This window comes from Stenotrophomonas lacuserhaii, assembly GCF_039674585.1.
GTDB classification, from domain to species: Bacteria; Pseudomonadota; Gammaproteobacteria; order Xanthomonadales; family Xanthomonadaceae; genus Stenotrophomonas; species Stenotrophomonas pennii_A.
On record NZ_JBDJNU010000004.1, the window covers coordinates 68,645 to 84,721 of the forward strand.

The following is a 16,077-nucleotide window of genomic DNA, read 5'->3' on the forward strand; positions in this document are numbered from 1 at the left end:
GGGAGGGCGCAGATGATCACACGTAGAAATTTCCTCGCCACCAGCCTCGGCGCGCTGGCCGCGCCGGCACTGGTCGGCTGCAGCAAGGCCGGCGACAGCGCAGCTGGCGGCCACCTGCTGACCGCCACCGATGTGCATGTGGCGGACTATCCCACGGTGACCGCGGTCAAGTGGATCGGCGATACGCTGCAACGCGAGACCGGTGGGCGCCTGCGCCTGCGCCAGTACCACTCCGGGCAGCTGGGCCGCGAATCGGAAGCGATCGACATGGCCCGCTTCGGCGCCATCGACATCACCCGGGTGTACTCCGGCGCGCTCAACAACGCCTTTCCGCTGACCCAGGCCCTGTGCCTGCCATACGTGTTCGACTCGGTCGCGCACATGCGCGCCGCGCTGGACAGCGGCGTCGCCGAGGCGGTGCTGCGCGGCTTCGAAAGCCGCGACCTGGTCGGCCTGGCGATCTACGATTCCGGTGCGCGCTGCTTCTACAACACCAAGCATCCCATCGTGTCGCCGCAGGACCTGCGCGGCCTGAAGCTGCGCGTCGCATCGTCGGACATCTTCATCCAGCTGATGCGCCTGTTCGGTGCCAACCCGACCCCGATGTCGTTGGGCGACACGTTCTCCGGGATGGAAACGCACATGATCGATGGCGCGGAAAACAACATGCGCAGCTTCCATTCCAGCCGTCATTTCGAGGCTGCGCGCTACTGGTCGCAGAGCGATCATTCGTATGCGCCGGACGTACTGCTGATGTCGCGTGCCAGCTTCGACCAGCTGCAGCCGGCCGATCGCCAGCTGTTGCTGGAAACCGCGCGTGCCTCGGTGAAGGTCATGCGCGAACAGTGGGATGCTTCCGAAGATGCCGCGCGCAAGGCAGTGCTCGACTTCGGCATCAAGACCAACGAAGTGGACATGCCGGCCTTCCGCAAGGCCGCTGAGCCGCTGCTGCAGGCGTACCTGAAGCAGCCCGAGCTGGCCGCCATGGTCAGCCGCATCCGCGATCTCGCCTGAGGAACTCTGCCATGACCGACATGACGACGGGCACCGCCCCGATCGCCCCCGGCGCAGGACAGCGCCTGCTGGACCGCATCGCCGACTTCGCCATCTACATCGCCGTGGCCGCCCTGCTGGGGCTGGTGGTGGTGCAGGGTTGGCAGGTATTCGCCCGCTACGTGCTCAACGATTCGCCCAGCTGGACCGAGCCGGTGACGCTGCTGCTGCTGAGCACGGCGATGAGCCTGGGCGCGGCCTGCGGCGTCTACACCAACCGCCACTTCGGCTTCTTCCTGCTGGCCGGTTACATGGGCCCGCGATTGCGCCGTGCGGTGGATACCTTCGTGCAGCTGGTGATCGGCGTGCTGGGTGGCTACCTGGCGGTGTTCGCGATGGTGCTGCTGCGCGACGGCCTGGACATCAAGGCCGCCGGTGCCAACCTGCCGCAGAGCATCAACTACCTGCCGCTGTCGGTGGGCGGTGCGCTGATGGTGCTGTTCGCGCTCAACCGTGCCTGGCGGGTCCATTTCCCGCTCGCGGTGGTGGCCGACGAAGACGCTGAAGGAGATCGTTGAACATGGGCATTACCCTGCTTTTCCTTGTGTTCGCCGGCCTGCTGGTGATCGGCGTGCCGGTCGCCTACGCGCTGGCGGCCGCCGCCCTGGCCACCCTGCTCTACCTGGACATCCCCAGCATCGTGCTGGTGCAGCAGATCTCGGCGGGTACCGGCTCGGCGTCGCTGATCGCGATCCCGCTGTTCATCTTCGCCGGTGAGATCATGATGCGCGGCGGCATCTCCGAACGCCTGATCGCGCTGGCGTCTTCGCTGGTCGGGCGCATGCGCGGCGGCCTGGGCCAGGTGTCGATCCTGTCCTCGCTGTTCTTCGGCGGCGTGTCCGGTTCGGCCATCGCCGATGTGTCGGCGGTCGGCGGCACGATGATCCCGCAGATGGTCAAGCGCGGGTATGACCGTGATTTCGCGGTCAATGTCAGCATCACCGCTGCGCTGGTGGCGCTGCTGGTGCCGCCGTCGCACAACCTGATCCTGTTCTCGGCCGCTGCCGGCGGAGGGTTGTCGATCGCCGACCTGTTCGCGGCGGGCATCGTGCCGGCGCTGCTGATGACGCTGTCCTTGATGGTCACCGGCTACGTGGTGGCACGTCGCCGGGGTTATGGCGTGGAAGTGTTCCCGGGCTGGCGCGCGGTGGCCCTGCGCATCTTCTCCGCCCTGCCCGGCCTGGGCCTGGTGGCGCTGATCTTCGTGGGTATCCGTGCGGGTATCTTCACCGCGGTGGAAAGTGCGGCCATCGCCGTGGTGTATGCGCTGCTGGTCACCACCCTGCTGTACCGCCAGCTGCCATGGCGCGAGTTCTTCGGCACGGTCATCCATGCCGCGCGCAGCACCGGGGTGATCCTGTTCGTGATCGCCACCGCCGCCGTGTTCGGCTGGCTGCTGGCCTTCCTGCAGGTGCCGGTCGCGGCGGTGGACTTCCTGCAGTCCTTCGCGCACAGCCAGTTCATGGTGCTGCTGATGATCGTGATCATGCTGCTGCTGCTGGGTACCTTCATGGACCTGGCGCCGATGATCCTGATCTGCACGCCGATCTTCCTGCCGGTGGCCAAGGCCTACGGCATCGATCCGATCCACTTCGGGCTGGTGCTGGTGCTGGCCGGCGGCCTCGGGCTGGTGACCCCGCCGGTGGGATCGGTGCTGTTCATCGGCACCGCCATCGGCAAGATCAGCGTGGGCGAAAGCATGCGCAGCATCTGGCCGTTCTGGTTCGTGGCGCTGGGCGTGCTGCTGGTCGTGGCGTTCTTCCCCGGCCTGTCGCTGTGGCTGCCGCACCTGCTGCGTGCCTGATGTGGGGAGAGGGGGGCGGCCCATGGTCGCCATCCACCGAAGAAAGCGTGACGACCAACGGTCGTCACCCACCGTAGTCGCGGGTCGTCACCCACCGCGGCCGCGGGTCGCCACCTACACATGTTTCCTGGGAGGGAAAACGATGCAGTTGAAGCACACCCTGAAGATCCTGCTGGCCGGTGGCCTGCTGCTGGCCACATCGGCCGTGGCTGCTGCCGAACCGGTGGCCGCGACGAACTGGAAGCGCGGCATCGAGAACCAGCGCCAGGCCGACCTCGGCAATGGCACGTTCCTCAATCCGGTGTTCGCCGGTGACCGCCCGGACCCGTCGGTACTGAAGGACGGCGATGACTACTACCTGACCCTGTCCTCGTTCGACGCGTATCCGGGCCTGCCGTTGTGGCATTCGGGCGACCTGGTCAACTGGCAGCCGCTGGGCCACGCGATCACCCGGAATGTCGGTGCGATCTGGGCCCCGGACATCATCAAGCACGAAGGTCGCTACTACATCTATTTCCCGGCGCGCACCGGTGAAACGCGGAGCAACTTCGTGGTGTGGGCCGATGACATCAAGGGGCCGTGGAGCGAACCGATCGACATCGGCCTGGAGAAGTACATCGATCCGGGCCACGCGGTCGGCGAGGACGGCAAGCGCTATCTGTTCCTGAGTGGCGGTGACTACGTGCAGCTGGCCGACGACGGCCTGAGCGTGGTCGGCACCCCCAAGCACGTCTACGACGGCTGGAAGTACCCGGAAAGCTGGGACGTGGAGGCATACGCGCAGGAAGGCCCGAAGATCAACTTCCGCGACGGCTGGTACTACATGACCACCGCGGTGGGCGGTACCGCCGGTCCCCCGACCGGGCACATGGTCATTGTTGCCCGTTCGCGTTCCATCCACGGTCCGTGGGTGAACGACCCGAACAATCCGATCATGCGCACGCAGTCGGCGGCCGAGCCGTGGTGGTCGCGCGGACATGCCACGGTGGTGGAAGGCACCGACGACCGCTGGTGGATGATCTACCACGGCTACGAAAACGGGTACTGGACGCTGGGTCGGCAGGCCTTGCTGGAGCCGATCGAATGGACCGCCGATGGCTGGTACGTCGCCAAGGGCGGCGACCTCGGCCAGCCGCTGCGCAAGCCCTCGGGCGAATCGGTGGGACAGCATGGCATGGCCCTGTCGGACCCCTTCACCGGCAGCAAGCTCGGCCCGCAGTGGTCGTTCTTCAATCCCGCACAGGATGAATACAAGCGGCTGGGCTTCAGCGGCAACGGCCTGGTGCTGCAGGGCAAGGGTGAAACGCCGCGCGACAGCTCGCCGCTCACCGCCATCGCCGGCGACAAGGCGTACCAGTTCGAGGTCGAGATGGATGTCGCCCCCGGCGCGGTCGGCGGCGCCCTGCTGTACTACAGTGACCGCCTGTACGTGGGCGTCGGCAGCAACGGCGAGAAGTTCATCATGCACCGCTATGGTGAAGAGCGCCCCACCCGCCTGACGCCCAGCAGCACCGGCGGCAAGCTGTGGCTGCGGGTCACCAACAACCGCCATATCGTCACCATCCACTCCAGCACCGACGGCCGCACCTGGGAGAAGTACCCGGTTCAGATGGAAGTGTCCGGTTACCATCACAATGTGGCGGGCAAGTTCCTGGCCCTGAAGCCGGCGCTGTACGCGGCCGGCGACGGCGCGGTCACCTTCCGCAACTTCCGCTACCGCGCGCTCGACTGAGCGCGCGGCTAGAATCCCCGGACACCTCGAGTCGAAGACATGTCAGTGCGCAACAGCAACGATGCCGCCAAGCCGGCAGTGATGAAAGGCAAGGCGGCAACGATCAACGACATCGCGCGCTTGTCCGGGGTGTCGAAGAAAACGGTTTCAAGGATCATCAACAACTCCCCGCTGGTGCGCAAGGACACGCGCGAGAAGGTGGAAACGCTGATGCGCGAGGTCGGTTACACGCCCGACCCGCTGGCGCGCGGGCTGGCCTTCCGGCGCTCGTTCCTGATCGGGATGGTGTACGACAACCCGACCGCGCAGTACATCGTGGACATGCAGTACGGCGCACTGGATGCGCTGCGCGGTTCGAGTTTCGAACTGGTGGTGCATCCCTGCGACAGCCGCAGCCCCGGCTATATCGAGGGTGTGTGCCGCTTCGTGCAGCAGCAGAAGCTGCACGGGGTGATCCTGGTGCCGCGCGCGTCCGAAGACCAGGCGCTGGCCGATGCCCTGGAAGAGATCGGCTGCCGCTTCACCCGCATCGCCTCGCTGCCGCTGGACGAAACCTCGCAGATGGTGGTCACCCACGATCGCGATGGCGCCGCCGAGGCCGCCGACTACCTGCTCTCGCTCGGCCACCGCGACATCGCGCTGGTGACCGGCCCGAGTGCCTACCGTTCAGCACACGAGCGCACGTCGGGCTTCATCGAAGCATTGGCCAAGCGCGGCATGGAGCTGCCCAAGGACCGCATCGTCGAAGCCGGCTACACCTTCGAATCCGGCGTGGCGGCGGCGGAAAAGCTGCTGCTGGGCAAGAAGCGCCCGACCGCCATCTTCACCGGCAACGATGAAATGGCCGCCGGCATCTACAAGGTCGCGCTGCGCGCCGGTATCAACATCCCGCGCGAACTGTCGATCATCGGCTACGACGACAGTCCGCTGGCCTCGCGCCTGTGGCCGTCGCTGACGTCGGTGCGGCGGCACACGCGCGATACCGGCCGCACCGCCGCGGCGATGCTGATCCAGCCCGATGGCCAGCCGGCGATGCAGATCGCCAGCGTGCGACCGCACCTGATCGTGCGCGATTCCTGCCAGCCACCGCAGGATTGACCCCGGAGGGGTTGATCCGGTAGGTCACGACCTTGGTCGTGACGCCTTGCCGGGCTTCTCCGGCCATCGTGCGGTGCAAAATGACACCGGTGTCCAAGGCCGTTAGAATGGCCGCCACACCGCGCCGGCGCCGAGTCATCGGCCCGTCCCCTGCTCTGGAGAAGCCATGTACTGCAAGACCCATTACGCCACCCATCCCGATGCCATCAAGGGCGCCAGCAATGACGACCTGCGCGACCTGTACCTGCTCGATGGGCTGTTCAACGCCGATGCGGTGACCCTGAAGTACACCCACTACGAGCGCTTCGTGCTCGGTGGCGCGGCGCCGGTCAACGGCCCGGTTTCGCTGCCCAAGCAGACCGAACCGGCTTCGGCCGCCGGCCACGCGTTTCTGGAGCGTCGCGAGCTGGGCGTGATCAACGTCGGCGGCGGCAGCGGCACCATCACCGTTGATGGCACCCCCTTCAAGCTGGGCCCGAAGGACGGTCTGTACGTGGCCATGGGCAGCGAAGACGTGGTGTTCGCCTCGGACGATGCCGCCAACCCGGCGCAGTTCTACCTGGCCTCGACCCCGGCGCATGCGCGCTTCGAGACCAAGGCGCTGTCGATCAAGGACGCGGTGGCACTGGACCGTGGCGCGCTGGAAACCAGCAACGAGCGCACCATCTACCAGTACATCGTGCCGGCCACCTGCCAGTCTTCGCAGCTGCTGCTGGGCCTGACCGTGCTGAAGCCGGGCAGCGTCTGGAACACCATGCCGCCGCACCTGCACGACCGCCGCAGCGAAGTGTATTTCTACTTCGACCTGGGCCAGAACGATCGCGTGTACCACTTCATGGGCGAGCCGGAAGCGCAGCGCCACATCGTCATCCAGAACAACGAAGCGGTGGTGTCGCCGCCGTGGTCGATCCACATGGGCGCCGGCACCAGCAACTACGCCTTCATCTGGGCGATGGGTGGCGAGAACCTGGATTACACCGACATGCACGTGCTGGACATCTGCCAGCTCAAGTAAGCCTCAGTTCCGCCGCCGGCAACCGCGCCGGCGGCGGTCCGTCCATCGTGCGCACAGCGCACGTATCCACCAAGGAATGCATCAATGGCTAATCCGTTCAGTCTGGAAGGCAAGGTCGCGCTGGTCACCGGTGGCAACACCGGCCTGGGGCAGGGTATCGCCGTGGCATTGGCTGCCGCGGGCGCCGACGTAGCCGTGGCCGGCATCGCCCCGCCGACCGACACCGTGGCGAAGATCACCGCGCTGGGCCGCCGCTGCCTGGCCATCGAAGCGAACCTGATCAGCATCGAGCCGGTCGAGCGCGTGGTGCGCGAAACCATCGAAGGGCTGGGCGGGCTGGACATCCTGGTCAACAACGCCGGGCTGATCCGTCGCGCCGACGCGGTCGACTTCACCGAGCAGGACTGGGATGACGTGATGAACGTCAACATCAAGTCCGCCTTCTTCATCTCGCAGGCGGCCGGTCGGCATTTCATCGCGCAGGGCCACGGCAAGATCATCAACATCGCCTCGATGCTGTCCTTCCAGGGGGGCGTGCGCGTGCCGTCCTATACCGCCAGCAAGAGCGGCATCGCCGGCATCACCCGCCTGCTGGCCAACGAATGGGCCGGCAAGGGCATCAATGTCAATGCGATCGCCCCGGGCTACATGGCGACCGACAACACGGCGGCACTGCGTGCCGATGCAGACCGCAACAAGTCGATCCTGGAACGCATCCCCGCCGCACGCTGGGGCAACCCGGAAGACCTGGCCGGTGCTGCCGTGTTCCTGGCCTCGTCGGCGTCGGACTACGTCAACGGCGCGGTACTGCCGGTCGACGGTGGCTGGCTGGCGCGGTAACCGGGTAAAACGGTGGGTGACGACCGTTGGTCGTCACTCCGGCAATCCGCCGAGCATGGCTCGGCGCTACCAGAGGCCCTGCCGATGCTGCGCCTGACGCTGTTGTTGTTGCTGTCGTTCGCTGCCACCGCACACGCTGCGCCGCAGCGGGTGTTCATTGCAGGCGATTCCACCGCGGCCGAGTATGGGCCGGAGCGGGCGCCGCAGGCGGGCTGGGGGCAGATGCTGCAGAGCTATCTGGATCCGGCGCGCATCGAGGTGCGCAACCATGCCAAGGGCGGCCGCAGCACGCGCAGTTTCATCGCCGAAGGACGGCTGGACGCCATCGCCGGCGATCTCCGCCAGGGCGATGTGCTGCTGATCCAGTTCGGCCACAACGATGCGAAGTTCGAAGACCCCTCGCGCTATACCGACCCGGCCGGCGACTATGCCGCGTTCCTGATGCGCTACGTGCAGCTGGCACGCGACAAGGGCGCCACGCCGGTACTTATCACGCCGGTGGCACGCCTGCTGTATGACTTCGGTTCGCTGCTGGATACGCATGGCGTGTACACCCTGGCGATGAAACAGCTGGCCGCGCGCGAGGATATCGCGCTGATCGACCTCAACGACCGTTCCACGCGCTGGATCCGTGCGCTGGGCGAGCAGGGCGCCAAACCTTATTTCCTGTTCGTGCCGGAACAGCAGAAGGCCGATGGCACCCATTTCAGCACTGCAGGTGCGAACGCGGTGGCATGCCTGGTGCTGCGTGACTGGGTGGAACTGCAGCCGGCAGCGAAGCCTGCGCTGGTGCGTGACATCGACTGTGACGTGAGCGGCGGCGCGGGGCAGGGCAGCGACCCGCAGCGACCGTCGCAGGTCGTGCATGAGGACGACCTCGCGCGCCCGCAGGCCGGTCCGCATGGCGGTGCGGGCCCGACCACGGCGTATCCGTTCTTCGCCGACGCCGAGGGGCTGCCCTTCGTGCTGCGCAAGCGCGTGCTGCACAAAGGCGCCGGCATCGGCCTGCATCCGCAGCACAAGGACGAGATCTATTACATCGTCAGCGGCGAAGGCTCGTACGTGCTGGATGGAAAGCAGTTTGATGTGCGCGCCGGACATGCGCTGCTGACCCGCACCGGGAGTCGCCACGCCTTGCAGCAACGTGGCGAAGAAGACCTGGTGGTGCTGCTGGCCTACCCGCGCTGACACCACCGACCGATGACCGGTAGCGCCGACCCATGGTCGGCGGGCGCAGCGGAGGCTCGAGCTTCAGGCTGGCCGCGCGACGTGGGTCACCAGATAGCGCTTGACGCGATGCGAGCCCGGTGACATCAACGCGCGGGCATGCAGGGCGATTGCCCCTTCCTGGCCCAGGTTGTTCTGATGCAGCGACCAGGTGATCAGCGAGCGCTGCGCCATGTCCAGTTCGTCGACAATCTGGAACGACACCACGCGACGCTCATCGTGGCTGTAAAGCTTGCCCCACTCACTGATGGTGTTGTAGCGGGTTACGTGCCCGAGCACCGGCGCATCCAGGTGCTCGACGGTGGGCTGCAGCTGGCGGATGGTCTGGTTGTCAAAGCGTGCCAGCACCTGGCCGCGGGGACGCATCACCGTCAGCGTCATCTCCGGCGCCTGCGCGATCGGGCGATGCGCTTCCAGCAGGGCGGTTTCCAGTGCGGCAGGCAGCGCACCCATGGTCGGCTCGATGCGCTTCTGCAGCGCCGCAGTGTGTGCTTCGTCGGCGTCGTTGCCGATCGCCTCGTTGAAGGCGTACTTGATGAAATCGTAGGCGACGCCGGTGGCGACCAGCTCACTGAAGCTCATCACCAGCTCGTACACGAAGCTGCCACGCCTGGGCGGCGCAAGAAACACCTCGACCCCGCTGGCGGTATCGCCCTGCGTCCTTACTTCGTCGTTGAGCAACGCATGCAGCGTGATGTTCAGCGAGCGCGCGATGCCGGTCAGTGCCCGCGCGGCATCGTAGGCATCCAGCACATGGCCATCAGCCGATCCGTGCTCGAATTGAAATCTGATTCTCAGCGTTGTCATCCGGCTCCCTGGAAACAGCGCCATAAACGACGCAAATGAGTGCCGGACGATTAGATAGATGACATCAGGGCGTTGCTTTCAGAAATCGCGCATATCGGCGGTGCTGTGGCGACCAACAGTCGCCACCCACCGAGCCACGCACGCCACGCCTCAGACGTCGCCGCCGTCTGCCCAGCCTGCGCCGGTGCCGCGCTGGAACACGCGGTCGTCCGCCTGCACCTCGCCAGCCGGCAGCTGCGGCCGGTCCGCCAGGCTGGCGTAGATCGGGGTGAAGTCCGGCGCGGTGGCCTGCATCAACTGCTCGAAACTGTCGATGACGAAGTAGGTTTTCTGGAACGTATCGATGCGGTAACGCGTGCGCATGATGCGTCCCAGGTCGAAGCCGATCCGGTTCGGTGACGGCGACTCCAGCGAGTACAGCGACTCGCCCTTGGACGACACGATGCCGGCGCCATAGATGCGCAGCCCGTCGGCGGTGTTGATCAGGCCGAACTCAACCGTGTACCAGTACAGCCGGGTCAGGTTCTGCAATGCATCCGGGCCCAACGCATGGGCCTTCACGCCGCCGCGCCCATAGGCTTCCATGTAGTCGGCGAACACCGGGTTCATCAGCAGCGGCACATGACCGAACAGGTCATGGAACATGTCCGGTTCGGCGATGTAGTCGATCTGGTCGGGCCGCCGGATCCACCAGGTGACCGGGAAACGCCGGTTGGCCAGATGATCGAAGAAATCCAGCTCCGGCAGCAGCCCTTCCACGCCGACCAGGGTCCAGCCGGTGGCCGCCGCGAGGGCCTCGTTGAGCTGGTCGAAGCGCGGGATCATGTCCGCGCTCATGCCCATGGCGTCCTGCGCATCCAGGAATTCCTGGCAGGCGCGACCGTTGAGCAGGTCGCGCTGGCGCTTGAACAGCGTGCTCCAGGTCGCGTGGTCGTCGGCGCTGTAGCTGTCCCACGGCTGTTCCACCACGGCGGTGGCATAGACCGGCACATAGCCCTTGTCGGTCTGCTGGTGCTCGACGCGGCGGGGAGTGGTCTGGTCCATGGGAAGGTTCCTTGCGGGTGTCTGTCGATGCTAGGGCAGGGATCGCGCAACAGGGTTGCAAAGTTGCGCGTTGATCGCGTCCTGACGCAATATCGTTGCGTCCATCCCGTGTTGCGAGGCAGCAATGGCAGGTGAAGTCCAGTTCGACCGCACGGATCTACGCCTCCTGGCCGAGATCCAGCGTGATGGCCGCGCCACCAACGCCGAACTGGCGACGCGGGTCAACCTGTCTCCCTCGGCCTGCCTGCGCCGCCTGCAGCGGCTGGAAGGCGAGGGCGTGATCGCCGGCTATGGGGCGCGGCTGGAGCCGAAGCACATCGGCCTGGGGCTGCAGGCCTTCGTGCGCGTGCAGCTGGAAAAGCATGACCAGGCCGCCATCGCACGTTTCGCGGACAGCGTGGTGGAATGGGACGAAGTGGTGGCCTGCCATGCGCTCACCGGCGACATGGACTACCTGCTGCAGATCTACGTGCGCGACCTGGAGCACTTCTCCCGCTTCCTGCTGGACAAGCTGCTCAATGCCTCCGGCGTGGCCGACGTCAACTCCAGCTTCGTGCTGCGCACGGTGAAACCCTTCCGCGCGCTGCCCTTGTCGCAGCTGGGTGGGTGAACCGGTTTGACGGCAGCCATGCGGTAGCCGAGCATCGTCGCCAGCGGTAGCGTCGAACAGGGGCGTTGGCTGCAGCACCTCTTTCGATCATCGCCATGTACGACACCTCGCCTTTCGCCGACACCACCCATTTCCTGCCGCTGCGGCGACGGACCCTGGCGCAGTATCTGGGCCGCGGCACGCCGCCGGCGACGCCGCTGGAACAGGCCGGCCTGCTCGCCGCGCAGTTGTGCCGCCTGCACGCCCATCCCAGGGCGCAGCTGGAGCGCCTGCTGCACGATGCATGCGCGCTGTTTGCCGCTGACGACGGCAGCGCGGTCGCCGCCCAGCTGTCCGGAACGGGCGGTGAAGGGCAGCCGGCGCTGGATGCGTGGCTGGCCGAGCTGGCCATGCACGGCGTGCTGCTGGCACCGGACGAAGCCGTGGAGCGCTTCGTCGCCGCTTCGCCCGACGCCTATCCCGGCGCGGACTTTCAGGCCGCCTGCCAGGTCACCCTGGCCGAGCACACGATCCGTTACCCGGCCACCGCCGCGCCCGACGACGAGGGCGAAGCAGTCGATCCCGAATCCGATCCGGACGAGGAGGCGCCGCGTGCCACCGGGGCCATCGAGCGCAACGGGCTGTTCACCAGCGAACAGGCGCGCGTGCTGCGCGCCATCGCCGCCAACCCGGATGAACTGATCGACCTGGACGCCTACGCCGGTACTGGGAAAAGCCATCTGGTGCTGGCGTTGATGGACGCCCGGCCGGGCCGCTATACCTACATCGCGCCCTCGCGCGGCCAGGTCGAAGCCTTCCGCCCGCGGCTGCCGGCCGATTCCGCGACGCGCCTGCTGACCCAGATCGAACTGGCCAACCTGATGGTGCAGCAGGCCGCACGCAGCGGCCGCGGCAACGGCTTCGTGCCGACCTACCGGCTGAGCACGATCCCAGCCTGGGAGATCGCCCGCCGGATCGGCCTGCAGGGCATCGGCCAGCGCGTACCCGAGCAGGTGCTGATGACGGCCCTGGAGGGTATCAACCGGTGGTGCGCGTCGGCATCGCCGACGCTGCAGGCGGCGCACTTCGACCGTTCGCTGCCATGGGCGATGCTCGACGCGGCGCCCTATGTGGCCGCTGCCGAGCACGTCTGGCGCTGCATGTTCGATGCCGGTGTGCAGAAGGGCGGTTGCCTCAGCCTCAATACCGGCCACCTCGGCAAATGGCTGGAGCTGCAGGGCGTGGCGCCGCCGGTCGGGCTGGGCATGCTGCTGGTGGATGAGGCGCATGAACTGAGTCCGGCCTGGAAGCAGGTGCTGGCCCGGCATGCGCCCGGCGTGGTCAGCCTGGGCGATCCGCACCAGCGGCTGGTCGGGCGCGCATCGCGCTGGTCGAGCTCCAAGGTGCTGGAAATGAGCCAATCGGTGCGCCAGGGCAGCCAGGTGGATGGCTTGGTCAACCAGTCACTGGCGCTGGATGACATCGGTGCGTCCAGCGAACGCTTCATGGGCGCCAGCGACCGCGCCACCGGTGTGCGCCGTTATGCCACGTGGTCGCAGGTGCCGCAGTCCGGGGCACGCCTGTACGGCAGCCTGTGGCGGCTGCTGCAGGAAGCCCACCAGCTGCTCGCGCAGGGTGCGCGCGTGCATGTGCATCCGGCTTCGCTGCGCCTGCTGCAGAAAGAAGCGCAGGCGCCGATCGATGCCTGGCGAAGCGTCGGCCGGGGCGAGTCGAGCCGGCGCTGGGAGGCCTTCGTGGAAGCCTGCGAGCAGCGCGGGCAGGACGACATCCCGGCGCTGTTTTCCGGTGGATTCGATTCAACCGCGCTGGAGCAGCTGCTGGCGGCGCTGGTGCCCGCGCAGGACGCAGGCATCACGCTGTGCCTGGCCCAGCATGCCAAGAACCTGCAGTTCGACCGGGTGGCGATGTCGGCGTGCTGCTTCATCACCGGCTACGAGACGCGCCAGGCGCACAGCCCGGTGCGCGCGGCCTACCTGGCACTGACCCGTGGCAGCCAGCAGCTGTGGCTGCCGGGCGATGCGATGGAACAGCTGCAGCTGAGCGCGCAGCGCCATGCGGAAAGCCTGGAAACCCGGCGAATGGAAAAGCGCCGCGCCGCCGGCCACGTGAAACGCTGAAGCGGTAGCGCCGAGCCACGCTCGGCGAGCGCAGCGGCAAGAGCGCAACAGCCGGACGGCCAGCGGCCGTCACTACCGAGGGTCGCGGGTGCCCGGTAGCGCCGAGCCACGCTCGGCGAGCGCAGCGGCAAGAGCGCAACAGCAGGACGGCCAGCGGCCGTCACTACCGAGGATCGCGGGTGCCTGGTAGCGCCGAGCCATGCTCGGCGAGCGCAGCGGCAAGAGCGCACCAGCAGGACGGCCAGCGGCCGTCACTGCCGAGGATCAGCAGTCGGCCTTGCGGCCCATCAGCCGGCCAACGCGCGAGGGCTCATCGCACTTCGGCTTGGGCGGCGGCGGCAGCAGGGCGGCGGCCCGCGCGCGCTGGATCTGCTCGATCTTCGCGCGGATCTGCGGCATGGCGGCCATCGCCGCCTTCTCGCCTTCCAGGATGGCCTTGCCGCGCTGGCTGAAATCGGACGCGCCGATATCCAGCACGCGCGGTCGGATGATGATGTCCGCGCGCGCCAGTTCCTGTTCGCCCAGGCGCTGGCCCATGATCGCGATGGACTGGTTGACGATGCCCAGCATGCCGGTCGGCGTACGACCGCTGGCCTTGCTGGAGATATCCACGGCGATGACGAAATCGGCACCCAACTGGCGCGCCGCGTCCACCGGCACCGGGCTGACCACGCCGCCATCGACATAATTGTTCTGGCCGATCTTCACCGGTTCGAACACGCCCGGAATGCTGCTGGACGCACGCACCGCCTGGCCGACGTTGCCGCGCACGAACACCGCGCGCTCGCCGGTTTCCAGGTTGGTGGCGACCGCCGCGAACGGCTTGCGCAGGCGCTCGCCCGGCTTGTTGCCGACCTGTTGATTGACGTAGTCCTGCAGCTTCTGGCCCTGCACCAGTCCACCGGAGAACAGGCGCACGTCACGGATGCTGGCTTCGTCCAGTGCCACCGCCTTGGTCTGCATCTCGAAAGCATCCATGCCGCTGGCGTACAGCGCACCGACCACGCTGCCGGCACTGGTGCCGGACACCACCACCGGTTCAAAGCCGTTGGCTTCCAGCATCTTGATCACGCCGATATGCGCGAAGCCCTTGGCCGCGCCGCCGCCGAGCGCGATGCCGATCTTCACCGGCTTGGCGGGCTGCACCACGGTGGGCGCGGGTGGCGGAGTGGGGCGGGCATTCTCGCCACCACAACCGGCCAGCAGGCCGAGCAGGGCAACGGACAGCATCACACGGGTGCGGGACAGGCTCATCGGCAAGGAGACGCAGCAGGAAAGGGCGCCAGCATAGCCGGTAGTGACGGCCGCTGGCCGTCAATCGTGGTGGGTGACGACCGCAGGTGCCCGGTAGCGCCGAGCCACGCTCGGCGAGCGCAGCGGCAAGAGAGCAACAGCGTGACGACCAGCGGTGGTCACCCACCGGAGCAGGGGCCACAGCAGGACGGCCAGCGGCCGTCACTACCGAGGGTCGCAGGTGCCCGGTAGCGCCGAGCCACGCTCGGCGAGCGCAGCGGCAAGAGAGCAACAGCGTGACGACCAACGGTCGTCACCCGGGCAGAGGGGCGGAGGCGGGCGTCGCTCGCCTCAGAAGCGGTTGTCACCGTCCAGCATCCGGCCCAGGCCGCCCAGCACCGAGCCTTCGCCGCGGTTCTGGCCGCCGCCCTGCGGCGCGGCCATCCACATCCGGCCGGCCAGGCGCGAGAACGGCAGCGACTGCAGCCAGACCTTGCCGGGGCCGGTCAGGGTGGCCAGGAACACGCCTTCGCCACCGAACACCATGCTCTTGATGCCCGCAACCCGGCGTACGTCCATGTCCACGCTGGCGTGGTAGGCCACCACGCAGCCGGTATCCACATCCAGCCGCTCACCGGCCGCCAGCTCGCGTTCGACCACGCAGCCGCCGGCATGGATGAACACCCAACCGTCGCCTTCCAGCTTCTGCATGATGAAGCCTTCGCCACCGAACAGGCCGGTCATGATCTTGCGCTGGAACTGCACGCCGATCTGCACCCCGCGCGCGCCGGCCAGGAAGCTGTCCTTCTGGCAGATCAGCCGCCCGCCATGCTCGTCCAGCTTCATCGGCAGCACCGTGCCGGGATAAGGCGCGGCAAAGGCGACCTTGGCCTTGCCGTGGCCGGTGTGCGTGTACAGCGTGGCGAACAGGCTTTCGCCGGTCAGCACGCGCTTGCCGGCCGACATCAGCTTGTCCATGAAGCCGCCGCCCTGGCCGCTGTGCGAGCCGTCGCCGAACACGGTATCCATCTGCACCGCCGAATCCTTGAACATCAGCGCGCCGGCTTCGGCGATCGCGCTCTCGCCCGGGTCCAGTTCGATCTCCACGAACTGCATTTCATGGCCGACGATGCGGAAATCGATGTCGTCCGCGCGCTGGCCACGCGCGCCGTGGCCCGGTACCGGCGGCGGCGCGCTGGACATCCCGGAGGCCTCGCTGCGCAGCTCCGGGACTTCGCCGATGGCCATCCAGCCGCTCATGCCCTGGCACCAGGCCAGCGCGCGCGGATTGGCCTGGGCGAAGCGGCGTGCGGCCTGCTCATCGAAGGGGCCAACGCGGTCGGCCTGGCCGGGGACATGGAAGTACCACTGGTTCATCGCTGCGATTCCAAGGTGTGCGGAAACGACGAGTCTAGCGGGCCGGCCAGCGCCCCGGCGACGGCCATGAACGCGGGGCATTTGCGGCCAGCGTGTTGTATTGCAACAATTATCTGGTAG

The 16,077-nt window shown here is 67.2% G+C and carries 14 protein-coding genes; 10 read left to right on the forward strand and 4 right to left on the reverse strand.

What is annotated here, in order from left to right; genetic code table 11:
* The first annotated feature begins 12 nt into the window (after positions 1-12).
* The 8 genes from ABE522_RS02690 (at position 13) to ABE522_RS02725 (ending at position 8,730) form a co-directional block, all read left to right on the forward strand.
* A complete protein-coding gene (locus ABE522_RS02690) occupies positions 13-1,014 on the forward strand; it encodes a TRAP transporter substrate-binding protein (protein ID WP_346590357.1) in 1,002 nt (333 codons plus the stop codon).
* Between the two features lie 11 nt (positions 1,015-1,025).
* Positions 1,026-1,571, forward strand: a complete 546-nt coding sequence (locus ABE522_RS02695) for a TRAP transporter small permease (protein WP_191769161.1) — start codon at positions 1,026-1,028, stop codon at positions 1,569-1,571.
* 2 nt (positions 1,572-1,573) lie between these two features.
* Positions 1,574-2,857 (forward strand): TRAP transporter large permease, encoded by a 1,284-nt coding sequence (locus tag ABE522_RS02700; protein WP_346590358.1) that lies wholly within the window; start codon positions 1,574-1,576, stop codon positions 2,855-2,857.
* A 142-nt stretch (positions 2,858-2,999) separates the two neighbouring features.
* Complete coding sequence (locus tag ABE522_RS02705) at positions 3,000-4,589, forward strand: family 43 glycosylhydrolase (protein WP_346590359.1); 1,590 nt, start codon at positions 3,000-3,002, stop codon at positions 4,587-4,589.
* A 39-nt stretch (positions 4,590-4,628) separates the two neighbouring features.
* The gene (locus ABE522_RS02710) at positions 4,629-5,687 is read left to right on the forward strand and encodes a LacI family DNA-binding transcriptional regulator (protein WP_346590360.1); all 1,059 of its coding nucleotides are present in this window, start codon (positions 4,629-4,631) and stop codon (positions 5,685-5,687) included.
* Between the two features lie 166 nt (positions 5,688-5,853).
* Positions 5,854-6,702 (forward strand): 5-dehydro-4-deoxy-D-glucuronate isomerase, encoded by an 849-nt coding sequence (gene kduI / locus ABE522_RS02715; protein WP_346590361.1) that lies wholly within the window; start codon positions 5,854-5,856, stop codon positions 6,700-6,702.
* Between the two features lie 84 nt (positions 6,703-6,786).
* The gene (kduD, locus tag ABE522_RS02720; RefSeq protein ID WP_042612108.1) at positions 6,787-7,542 is read left to right on the forward strand and encodes a 2-dehydro-3-deoxy-D-gluconate 5-dehydrogenase KduD; all 756 of its coding nucleotides are present in this window, start codon (positions 6,787-6,789) and stop codon (positions 7,540-7,542) included.
* Positions 7,543-7,626: 84 nt separating this feature from the next.
* Entirely contained in the window at positions 7,627-8,730 is a 1,104-nt protein-coding gene (locus ABE522_RS02725) for a GDSL-type esterase/lipase family protein (protein WP_346590362.1), read from the forward strand.
* A 63-nt stretch (positions 8,731-8,793) separates the two neighbouring features.
* Here the strand turns inward: ABE522_RS02725 and ABE522_RS02730 are convergent, their stop codons facing one another.
* Together ABE522_RS02730 and phhA are read right to left on the reverse strand one after the other, a co-directional pair.
* Positions 8,794-9,576, reverse strand: coding sequence for a DUF7946 domain-containing protein (locus ABE522_RS02730; protein ID WP_346590363.1), 783 nt, complete (start codon positions 9,574-9,576; stop codon positions 8,794-8,796).
* 150 nt (positions 9,577-9,726) lie between these two features.
* Positions 9,727-10,620: a phenylalanine 4-monooxygenase gene (gene phhA / locus ABE522_RS02735; protein ID WP_346590364.1), complete on the reverse strand. Its 894-nt coding sequence runs from the start codon at positions 10,618-10,620 to the stop codon at positions 9,727-9,729.
* Between the two features lie 124 nt (positions 10,621-10,744).
* On the opposite strand from phhA, the gene ABE522_RS02740 reads away from it, so the two are divergent.
* Together ABE522_RS02740 and ABE522_RS02745 are read left to right on the forward strand one after the other, a co-directional pair.
* Positions 10,745-11,230, forward strand: a complete 486-nt coding sequence (locus ABE522_RS02740) for an Lrp/AsnC family transcriptional regulator (RefSeq protein WP_346590365.1) — start codon at positions 10,745-10,747, stop codon at positions 11,228-11,230.
* 65 nt (positions 11,231-11,295) lie between these two features.
* The gene (locus ABE522_RS02745; RefSeq protein WP_346590366.1) at positions 11,296-13,347 is read left to right on the forward strand and encodes a hypothetical protein; all 2,052 of its coding nucleotides are present in this window, start codon (positions 11,296-11,298) and stop codon (positions 13,345-13,347) included.
* Between the two features lie 264 nt (positions 13,348-13,611).
* Here ABE522_RS02745 and ABE522_RS02750 read toward each other — a convergent pair whose 3' ends face one another.
* Positions 13,612-14,601: a patatin-like phospholipase family protein gene (locus ABE522_RS02750; RefSeq protein WP_346590367.1), complete on the reverse strand. Its 990-nt coding sequence runs from the start codon at positions 14,599-14,601 to the stop codon at positions 13,612-13,614.
* Between the two features lie 330 nt (positions 14,602-14,931).
* Positions 14,932-15,957: a TIGR00266 family protein gene (locus ABE522_RS02755; protein ID WP_346590368.1), complete on the reverse strand. Its 1,026-nt coding sequence runs from the start codon at positions 15,955-15,957 to the stop codon at positions 14,932-14,934.
* Between the last annotated feature and the right edge of the window lie 120 nt (positions 15,958-16,077).

What these genes read in the sequence shown, in the direction of transcription:
- ABE522_RS02740 (WP_346590365.1), top strand. Translation starts at nt 10,745, where the DNA reads ATGGCAGGTGAAGTCCAGTTCGACCGCACGGATCTACGCCTCCTGGCC.
- phhA (WP_346590364.1), bottom strand. Translation starts at nt 10,620, where the DNA reads ATGGACCAGACCACTCCCCGCCGCGTCGAGCACCAGCAGACCGACAAG.
- kduD (WP_042612108.1), top strand. Translation starts at nt 6,787, where the DNA reads ATGGCTAATCCGTTCAGTCTGGAAGGCAAGGTCGCGCTGGTCACCGGT.
- ABE522_RS02705 (WP_346590359.1), top strand. Translation starts at nt 3,000, where the DNA reads ATGCAGTTGAAGCACACCCTGAAGATCCTGCTGGCCGGTGGCCTGCTG.
- kduI (WP_346590361.1), top strand. Translation starts at nt 5,854, where the DNA reads ATGTACTGCAAGACCCATTACGCCACCCATCCCGATGCCATCAAGGGC.
- ABE522_RS02710 (WP_346590360.1), top strand. Translation starts at nt 4,629, where the DNA reads ATGTCAGTGCGCAACAGCAACGATGCCGCCAAGCCGGCAGTGATGAAA.
- ABE522_RS02725 (WP_346590362.1), top strand. Translation starts at nt 7,627, where the DNA reads ATGCTGCGCCTGACGCTGTTGTTGTTGCTGTCGTTCGCTGCCACCGCA.
- ABE522_RS02700 (WP_346590358.1), top strand. Translation starts at nt 1,574, where the DNA reads ATGGGCATTACCCTGCTTTTCCTTGTGTTCGCCGGCCTGCTGGTGATC.
- ABE522_RS02695 (WP_191769161.1), top strand. Translation starts at nt 1,026, where the DNA reads ATGACCGACATGACGACGGGCACCGCCCCGATCGCCCCCGGCGCAGGA.
- ABE522_RS02755 (WP_346590368.1), bottom strand. Translation starts at nt 15,957, where the DNA reads ATGAACCAGTGGTACTTCCATGTCCCCGGCCAGGCCGACCGCGTTGGC.
- ABE522_RS02690 (WP_346590357.1), top strand. Translation starts at nt 13, where the DNA reads ATGATCACACGTAGAAATTTCCTCGCCACCAGCCTCGGCGCGCTGGCC.
- ABE522_RS02730 (WP_346590363.1), bottom strand. Translation starts at nt 9,576, where the DNA reads ATGACAACGCTGAGAATCAGATTTCAATTCGAGCACGGATCGGCTGAT.
- ABE522_RS02750 (WP_346590367.1), bottom strand. Translation starts at nt 14,601, where the DNA reads ATGAGCCTGTCCCGCACCCGTGTGATGCTGTCCGTTGCCCTGCTCGGC.